The organism is Phytobacter sp. V69 (assembly GCF_965644215.1).
Taxonomy (GTDB): domain Bacteria; phylum Pseudomonadota; class Gammaproteobacteria; order Enterobacterales; family Enterobacteriaceae; genus Phytobacter.
In genome coordinates, this window is the sequence record NZ_CBFFRL010000200.1 from 1 (window position 1) to 8,090 (window position 8,090).

The 8,090-nt window shown below is 55.2% G+C and carries 5 protein-coding genes and 1 pseudogene; 4 read left to right on the forward strand and 2 right to left on the reverse strand.

Going from position 1 to position 8,090, the window contains the following annotated elements; translation table 11 throughout:
* Window positions 1-73: 73 nt before the first annotated feature.
* Window positions 74-616: pseudogene (gene msrA, locus ACSZPU_RS20945) on the reverse strand (peptide-methionine (S)-S-oxide reductase MsrA); the annotation flags it as partial.
* 213 nt (window positions 617-829) lie between these two features.
* On the opposite strand from msrA, the gene tamA reads away from it, so the two are divergent.
* From tamA to ACSZPU_RS20965, 4 genes are all read left to right on the forward strand, one after another.
* Complete coding sequence (gene tamA / locus ACSZPU_RS20950; RefSeq protein ID WP_499002799.1) at window positions 830-2,563, forward strand: autotransporter assembly complex protein TamA; 1,734 nt, start codon at window positions 830-832, stop codon at window positions 2,561-2,563.
* Window positions 2,560-6,336 carry an autotransporter assembly complex protein TamB gene (gene tamB / locus ACSZPU_RS20955; RefSeq protein WP_499002801.1) on the forward strand — a complete coding sequence of 1,259 codons (3,777 nt, stop codon included), beginning with the start codon at window positions 2,560-2,562 and terminating at the stop codon, window positions 6,334-6,336. The genes tamA and tamB overlap by 4 nt, the downstream gene beginning before the upstream one ends.
* A 2-nt stretch (window positions 6,337-6,338) precedes the next feature.
* Window positions 6,339-6,683 carry a gamma-glutamylcyclotransferase family protein gene (locus ACSZPU_RS20960; RefSeq protein WP_499002803.1) on the forward strand — a complete coding sequence of 115 codons (345 nt, stop codon included), beginning with the start codon at window positions 6,339-6,341 and terminating at the stop codon, window positions 6,681-6,683.
* A gap of 259 nt (window positions 6,684-6,942) precedes the next feature.
* A complete protein-coding gene (locus ACSZPU_RS20965; protein ID WP_499002806.1) occupies window positions 6,943-7,536 on the forward strand; it encodes a tetratricopeptide repeat protein in 594 nt (197 codons plus the stop codon).
* Window positions 7,537-7,701: 165 nt separating this feature from the next.
* Here the strand turns inward: ACSZPU_RS20965 and ACSZPU_RS20970 are convergent, their stop codons facing one another.
* Window positions 7,702-7,980, reverse strand: a complete 279-nt coding sequence (locus tag ACSZPU_RS20970) for an IS1-like element transposase (RefSeq protein WP_499002805.1) — start codon at window positions 7,978-7,980, stop codon at window positions 7,702-7,704.
* Between the last annotated feature and the right edge of the window lie 110 nt (window positions 7,981-8,090).

Genomic DNA, 8,090 nt, shown 5'->3' on the forward strand with positions numbered 1-8,090 from the left:
AGCGGGCATCGTGAAAAGTCTATGTCAAAGAAAGGGTTATGTTCTCATAATTGACGATTAAATCGCACCTTCCATAGAATGGCGGTGCGGTAACAATTTCCGTTGTGATGGTACGGTCGTCATTCGCGGCCAGCATGGCGGCCTGGAAGCGTTCGAGGCTGGCCTGGGCGGCAGCGCTCTGCTCCGGCGTCAGCGGATAAATAGCGGAGCGGTACTGGGTGCCGTGGTCGTTCCCCTGACGCATCCCCTGTGCCGGATCGTGATTTTCCCAGAACACCTGCAGAAGCTGCTCATAGCTAATCACCGCCGGGTCATACACCACGCGGACCGCTTCGGCGTGGCCTGTTTGTCCGGTACAGACTTCGCGGTAGGTTGGGTTTGGCGTATAGCCACCCATATAGCCTGCTGCGGTGCTGTAGACGCCGGGCAGTTGCCAGAACAGACGTTCAACGCCCCAGAAGCAGCCCATCGCAAAATAAGCCGTCTCCATCCCTTCCGGAACGTTACTCATCGAGTGCTCGTTAACAGCATGTAACGTGGCGACGGGCATCGGCGTATTCCGCCCTGGTAGTGCATCCGATTGAGTAACAAGGTTTTTCTTATCAAATAGACTCATGGTGAGGTCTCCCGGAAACGCTAGTTGCGGTTAAGGTTGTAACGAAGCGTCTCTTTTAACACAATAAAGACGGTAAATCAGACTAGATTTAAACATAAGAAATATTTGGGGTGTCGTCCGTTTTTCAATCCACATATTGGATTTTTTACAAGCCGCGGAGCGGTGTTGACGTTTCCTTCCAGGGGTGGAAACAAGGGATATTCAGGAGAGGACGTGCCAAAAATCCGTTTTTTATGTTTTGCCGGTTTGCTGCTGGCAAGCGAGAGCGCCATGTCGGCAAACGTCCGGTTACAGCTGGAAGGGCTGACCGGGGCGCTGCAGAAGAATGTTCGCGCGCAGCTATCAACCATCCAGAGTGATGAAGTGACACCGGACAAGCGGTTTCAGGCGCGCGTAGATGACGCGATCCGTGAAGGGTTGAAAGCGCTGGGGTATTACGAACCCACTATCGAATTTGAGCTGCGTCCACCGCCAGCAAAAGGTCGCCAGGTGCTGATTGCGCATGTTTCTGCTGGCGAGCCGGTACGCATCGGCGGCACCGATGTGATCCTGCGCGGCGGCGCGCGTACCGACGAAGATTATCTGGCCCTGCTAAAAGACCGCCCGGAAAAGGGAACCGTGCTCAATCACGGCGATTACGAGGGCTTCAAGAAATCGCTCACCCGCGTCGCGCTGCGTAAAGGCTACTTCGACAGCCACTACAACCACAGCCAGCTCGGCATCGCCCTCGACCGACATCAGGCCTTCTGGGATATCGACTACGACAGCGGCCAGCGCTATCGCTTTGGTGATGTCACCTTTGAAGGTTCGCAAATTCGCGAAGAGTACCTGCAAAATCTGGTGCCCTTCAAAAAAGGCGACTACTACCAGACACGGGATTTGGCGGAACTTAACCGCCGCTTGTCGGCTACCGGCTGGTTTAACTCGGTGGTGGTTGCACCGGAGTTCGATCAAGCCCGGGAAAGCAAAGTCTTACCCTTAAAAGGCGTTGTTGCGCCCCGTGTGGAAAACACCATCGAGGCCGGGGTCGGGTATTCAACCGATGTGGGCCCGCGCGTTAAAGCCACCTGGAAAAAGCCGTGGATAAACTCGTACGGCCACAGCTTTACCACCACCGCCAGCGTCTCCGCACCGGAACAGCAGTTGGATTTCAGCTACAAAGTCCCACTGCTGAAAAACCCGCTTGAGCAGTACTACCTGTTTCAGGGCGGATTTAAGCGCACCAATTTAAATGACACCGAGTCAGATTCCACCACCCTCGCGGCGTCTCGTTTTTGGGATCTTTCCAGCGGCTGGCAGCGCGCCATTAACCTGCGCTGGAGTCTCGACCACTTTACGCAGGCGAGCGTGACCAATACCACCATGCTGCTCTACCCGGGAGTGATGATCAGCCGTACCCGTTCGCGCGGCGGCCTGATGCCGACCTGGGGCGATTCTCAGCGCTATTCCATCGATTACTCCAGCACGGCCTGGGGTTCTGACGTGGAGTTCGTGGTAATGCAGGCACAAAACGTCTGGATCCGCACGCTCTACGATCGTCACCGCTTTGTGGCACGCGGCAACGTCGGCTGGATCGAAACCGATGATTTTGATCGTGTTCCGCCGGATTTGCGTTTCTTCGCCGGTGGCGATCGCAGCATCCGTGGCTACAAATACAAATCGATCGCGCCGAAGGATGACGACGGCAAGCTGATCGGGGCATCGAAAATGGCTACCGGGTCGCTGGAATATCAATACAACGTGACGGGCAAATGGTGGGGGGCGGTCTTTGTCGATAGCGGTGAGGCCGTGAGCGATATCCGCCGCAGCGATTTCAAAACCGGTGCAGGCGTCGGGGTACGCTGGCAATCGCCGGTGGGGCCGATCAAACTCGATCTTGCCGTTCCGGTTGGGGACAAAGACGAGCACGGATTACAGTTCTACATCGGTTTGGGGCCTGAATTATGAGTTTATGGAAGAAGATAAGCCTCGGCGTACTGGTGTTTATCCTGTTGATACTGGGGATGGTCGTTTTTCTGGTCGGGACGACGACCGGGTTACATCTGCTGTTTAATGCCGCCAATCGGTGGGTGCCGGGGCTGGAAATCGGTCAGGTGACCGGCGGCTGGCGGGACTTATCGTTGAAAAACGTCCGCTACGATCAGCCGGGCGTGGCGGTGAACGTCGGAGAGTTGCACCTGGCGGTGAATCTGGGCTGCCTGCGTAACAGTAGCCTGTGCGTGAATGATATCTCGCTAAAAGATATCAACGTGGTGATTGATACGAAAAAGATGCCGCCTGCGGCGCCGGTGAAAGAAGTGGACAACGGACCGTTGAACCTCTCCACGCCGTATCCCATCACCCTGAGCCACGTGGCGCTCAACAACATCAATATCAACATTGATGACACCACCGTTTCCGTGATGAGTTTCTCCTCTGCCCTTAACTGGGAAGACAAGAACCTGACCCTGAAACCGACTTCGCTAAGCGGCCTGCTGATTGCCCTGCCAAAAGTGGCGAAAGTGGCGCAGGAACAGGTGGTGGAACCGAAGATTGAGAATCCGAAACCGGACGAACTGCCGCTGGGGGAATCCCTTAAGCAACTGTTTGCCAAACCGGTGCTGCCGCAGATGACGGACGTACACCTGCCGCTCAATCTCAATATTGAAGAATTCCGTGGCGAGCAGCTTCGCTTAACCGGCGACACCGATATCACTGTTAGCAATATGCTGCTCAAAGTGAGCAGCATCGACGGTAATATGCAGCTCGACGCGCTGGATATCGATTCGAATCAGGGCACGCTTAACGCGACGGGTACGGCGAAGTTGCAGGATAACTGGCCGGTGGATATCACCCTCAACAGCACCCTGAATGTCGATCCGCTGAAAGGCGAGAAGGTGAAGGTGAAAGTCGGCGGCGAGGTGCGTAAGCAACTGGAGTTTGGCGTTAATCTTTCCGGCCCGGTAGATGTGGTGCTGCGCGGACAAACTCAGCTCGCCGAAGCGGGGCTGCCGCTCAATCTGGACATCACCAGCGAGCAGCTTTATTGGCCGTTTACCGGTGAAAAGCAGTATCAGGCCGATGACCTTAAGCTCAAGCTGACCGGCAAAATGACCGACTACACGCTGTCGTTCCGTACTTCTGTGAAAGGTCAGCAGGTGCCACCTGCCACCCTCACCCTGGACGGCAAAGGCAACGAGCAGCAAATCAACATCGACAAGCTGAGTGTGGCGGCGCTGGAAGGGAAAACCGAACTCAAAGCCTTGCTCGACTGGCAGCAGGCCATTAGCTGGCGCGGCGAGCTGACGCTGGACGGTATCAATACCGCCAAAACCTTCCCGGACTGGCCGGCGAAGTTGAACGGGCTGGCGAAAATGCGCGGCAGTCTTTACGGCGGCACCTGGCAGGTGGATATTCCTGAGCTGAAACTGGCCGGTAACGTGAAGCAGAACAAGGTGAGTGTAGACGGGCAGCTTAAGGGAAACAGCTACATGCAATGGGTGATCCCTGGTCTGCATCTGGAGCTGGGGCGTAATAAAGCCGACGTCAAAGGTGAGCTGGGGGTCAAAGATCTTAATCTGGACGCCACCATCGATGCTCCGGGTCTGGATAACGCTCTGCCGGGACTGGGCGGTACGGCGAAAGGGCTGGTGAATATTCGCGGTACGGTGGATGCGCCGCAGGTGATGGCGGATATCACCGCCAGCAACCTGCGCTGGCAAGAGCTGCACGTTGCCCGGGTGCTAGTGAAAGGGGATGTCAAATCGACCGATCAGCTTGCCGGGGCGTTGAATGTGCGGGTTGAGCGCCTGTCACAGCCGGGGGTGAACGTCAGCCTGGCGACGCTGGCTGCCAAAGGCAGTGAAAAACAGCACGAGCTGGAATTACGGGTACAGGGCGAGCCGGTGGCCGGGCAGTTGAAACTGGCGGGCAGCTTTGATCGCAAAGAAGAGCGCTGGAAAGGCACGCTCAGCGATACGCGGTTTACCACGCCGGTTGGCCCGGTGGCCCTGAATCGCGCGATCGTGCTGGATTATCGCAATCAGGAGCAGAAGATCAGCATTGGGCCGCACTGCTGGATCAACCCGAATGCGGAACTCTGCGTACCTCAGACGATTGATGTCGGCGCGCAGGGCCGTGCGGTGGTTAATCTCAACCGCTTCGATCTGGCGATGCTGAAACCCTTTATGCCGGATACCACGCAGGCCAGCGGAACATTCAGCGGTAAAGCGGATGTGTCCTGGGATGCCACAAAAGAAGGATTGCCGCAGGGTGAGGTGACGCTTGTCGGGCGTAACGTCAAAGTGACACAGGTGGTGAACGATGCACCGCTACCGGTCGCCTTTGAAACGCTGAACCTCAATGCGAAGCTACAGAATAACCGCGCGGATTTGGGCTGGCTGATCCGCCTGACCAATAACGGTCAGTTTGATGGTCAGGTACAGGTCACCGATCCGCAGGGGCGGCGTAACCTTAGTGGCAACGTCAATATTCACAACTTCTCGCTGGCGATGGCGAACGCCATCTTTACGCGCGGTGAGAAAGCGGCGGGCACGCTGAACGCTAATTTGCGGCTCGGTGGCAATCTGCGAAGCCCGCAGTTGTTCGGGCAGATGCAGCTCAACGGTGTGGATGTGGAAGGGAACTTCATGCCGTTCGATATGCAGCCCAGCCAACTGGCCATGAGCTTCAACGGCACCAGCTCGACCCTGCAAGGGGTGGTGCGCACCCAGCGCGGACAGATCAATCTTAGCGGCGATGCGGACTGGAGTCAGATTAACAACTGGCGCGCCCGCGTGGCGGCCCAGGGCAATAAAGTTCGCATTACCGTGCCGCCGATGGTGCGTCTGGACGTGTCGCCGGACCTGGTGTTCTCGGCCACGCCAACCCTGTTTACGCTTGATGGCCGGGTCGATGTGCCCTGGGCGCGTATCGTCGTGCATGATTTGCCGGAAAGCGCGGTAGGGACTTCCAGCGATGAAGTGATGCTCAATGCGGATCTGCAGCCGGAAAAACCGAAAAGCACGGCAATTCCTATTAACAGTAATCTGATTGTGCATGTCGGCGACAACGTTCGCATGGACGCTTTCGGGCTCAAAGCACGACTGACCGGCGATTTGAAAGTGACCCAGGATCAGCAGGGACTTGGCCTTAACGGGCAAATCACCATTCCGGAAGGACGCTATCACGCTTACGGCCAGGATTTGATTGTGCGCAAAGGGGAGCTGCTGTTCTCTGGCCCGGTGGATCAGCCGCTGTTGAATATCGAGGCGATTCGTAACCCGGATGCCACCGAGAACGACGTAACGGCCGGGGTACGCATTACCGGCACGGCGGATGAACCGAAAGCGGAAATCTTCTCTGACCCGGCGATGTCGCAGCAAGAAGCGCTCTCTTACCTGCTTCGTGGGCAGGGTCTGGAGAGCGGACAAAGCGATAGTGCCGCAATGACATCAGCCTTAGTGGGCCTGGGGGTTGCACAAAGTGGTCAGGTTGTGGGTAAAATCGGCGAGACGTTTGGCGTAAGCAATCTGGCGCTGGATACCGAAGGGGTGGGAGATTCCTCCCAGGTGGTAGTCAGCGGCTATGTACTGCCGGGTCTGCAGGTAAAATATGGCGTGGGTATTTTTGACTCACTGGCGACTCTCACGTTACGTTATCGCCTGATGCCTAAGCTGTATCTGGAAGCGGTGTCTGGCTTAGATCAGGCACTTGATGTGCTCTATCAGTTTGAGTTTTAGCAATGCGAATATTTGTCTACGGCAGTTTACGACGCAAGCAAGGCAACAGCCACTGGATGACGAATGCTCAGTGGCTGGGCGACTTTTGCGTTGAAGAATATCAACTCTACAGTCTGGGGCACTACCCTGGCGCTGTGCCGGGTGATGGCAGTGTGCTGGGTGAAGTTTATCGCATTGATGCGGCCACGCTGGGCGAACTGGACGCGCTCCGCACCGCTGGGCGCGAATATAAACGCCAGCTTATCCAGACGCCTTATGGCAGCGCCTGGATGTATGTGTACCAACGCTCGGTCGAGGGGAAAAAGTATATTCCTACCGGCAACTGGTTAGACAGAGACCAGTATTAATGCAAACACGCCACCTTCGGGTGGCGTTGTTTTTCCTGAATACCTTCCTAAAAATCCTTTTCCTCTGCGATTTTCCTACATTGCCCCGTTGAGCCGTGCCATAAAACGCATTCACGCGTAATAAGGATGATATGGCATGAACAAACTTATTTTGGCATTGCTGGTGGCAGGCTCGTTGGCGATGTCTCTGCCGGCCTGGAGCGCATCTTCGTTTAACGATGTGCAGCAATAGGCAAAAAGTGGGGATGCGAAAGCACAACTGGAACTGGGGTACCGTTACTTTCAGGGCAATGAAACGGTAAAGGATTTAGATCAGGCGCTACGCTGGTTCCAGCGCGCGGCACAGCAGGGCTACACGCCGGCGGAATATGTGATGGGCCTGCGCTATGCAAATGGTGAAGGTGTTACGCAGGATTATGTACAGGCGGCGCAGTGGTTTGGCAAAGCCGCAGAGCAGGGAAATAGCGCCGCACAGCATCTATTGGGCTATCTGTACGCTAAAGGTTTGGGTGGTGAAAAAGACGTGCAACGGGCGCTGGCGTGGTACCAAAAATCGGCAGAACAGGGAAATGCAATCGGGCAGTTTCGCCTGGCGGAGCTCTATACCAGCGGCGATGAAGACGTGAAATACAATCGCGAGCAGGCCATTATCTGGTACAGCAAAGCCGCAGAACAGGGCGACCTCCATGCGCAGGTGAATCTCGGTGCACTGTACGGCCATGGAACGAAAGAAGAGCAGCATAACGCCGTGGCGTTATACCGCAAGGTGGCCGAAAAGGGCTCTCATGTCGGTCAGTACAACCTCGGTTATGTCTATCTGCACGGCAAAGGTGCTTTCGAAACAGTACGTTGAGAAATATGCGCCGGAGTCCTGGGCGCGAATACAGAAACTTAAGTCTCAGCCTGCACCTGTGCAGTAGTGTCCTGGATGTGCCTCAACGCCACCTTCGGATGGTGTTGTTTTTTGTCTCTCGACTACCAGTGTTTAATCAGCGATGCGCCGATGTCGGCGATTTTTTTATTTGTAGCGGCGTGATTTTTTTAAAGTGCTCATGACAGTATTCATGCTGATATCCAGAACTCGCCCGGTGTCTCTTACCCCTGAACCGTTCACCACCATAGTGACAATCTTTTCTTTTATACCGGGTTTATGCGCATTATAGCGGTAGTTAATCTGGAAAGTACGGCGACACTGTTGACAGTAATAGCGGGGAAATCCAGATCTACTTGTTCCATGTTTACGAACAGGTTGTGTTTGTTGGCAATAGCGGCATTTGACTTCAATAGTGAATGTCATAAATTTTATTACTTAAAATTAATATATCATTAGGAGGCGGATTCAACTCCGAAGTGCAACGCTAAGCCGCCAATCTTAGCTCTGCAAACACCACAGACGGTTGCCTGAAT

Coding starts and splice junctions, on each gene's coding strand:
- tamB (WP_499002801.1), top strand. CDS start 2,560: ATGAGTTTATGGAAGAAGATAAGCCTCGGCGTACTGGTGTTTATCCTG.
- ACSZPU_RS20960 (WP_499002803.1), top strand. CDS start 6,339: ATGCGAATATTTGTCTACGGCAGTTTACGACGCAAGCAAGGCAACAGC.
- ACSZPU_RS20970 (WP_499002805.1), bottom strand. CDS start 7,980: ATGACATTCACTATTGAAGTCAAATGCCGCTATTGCCAACAAACACAA.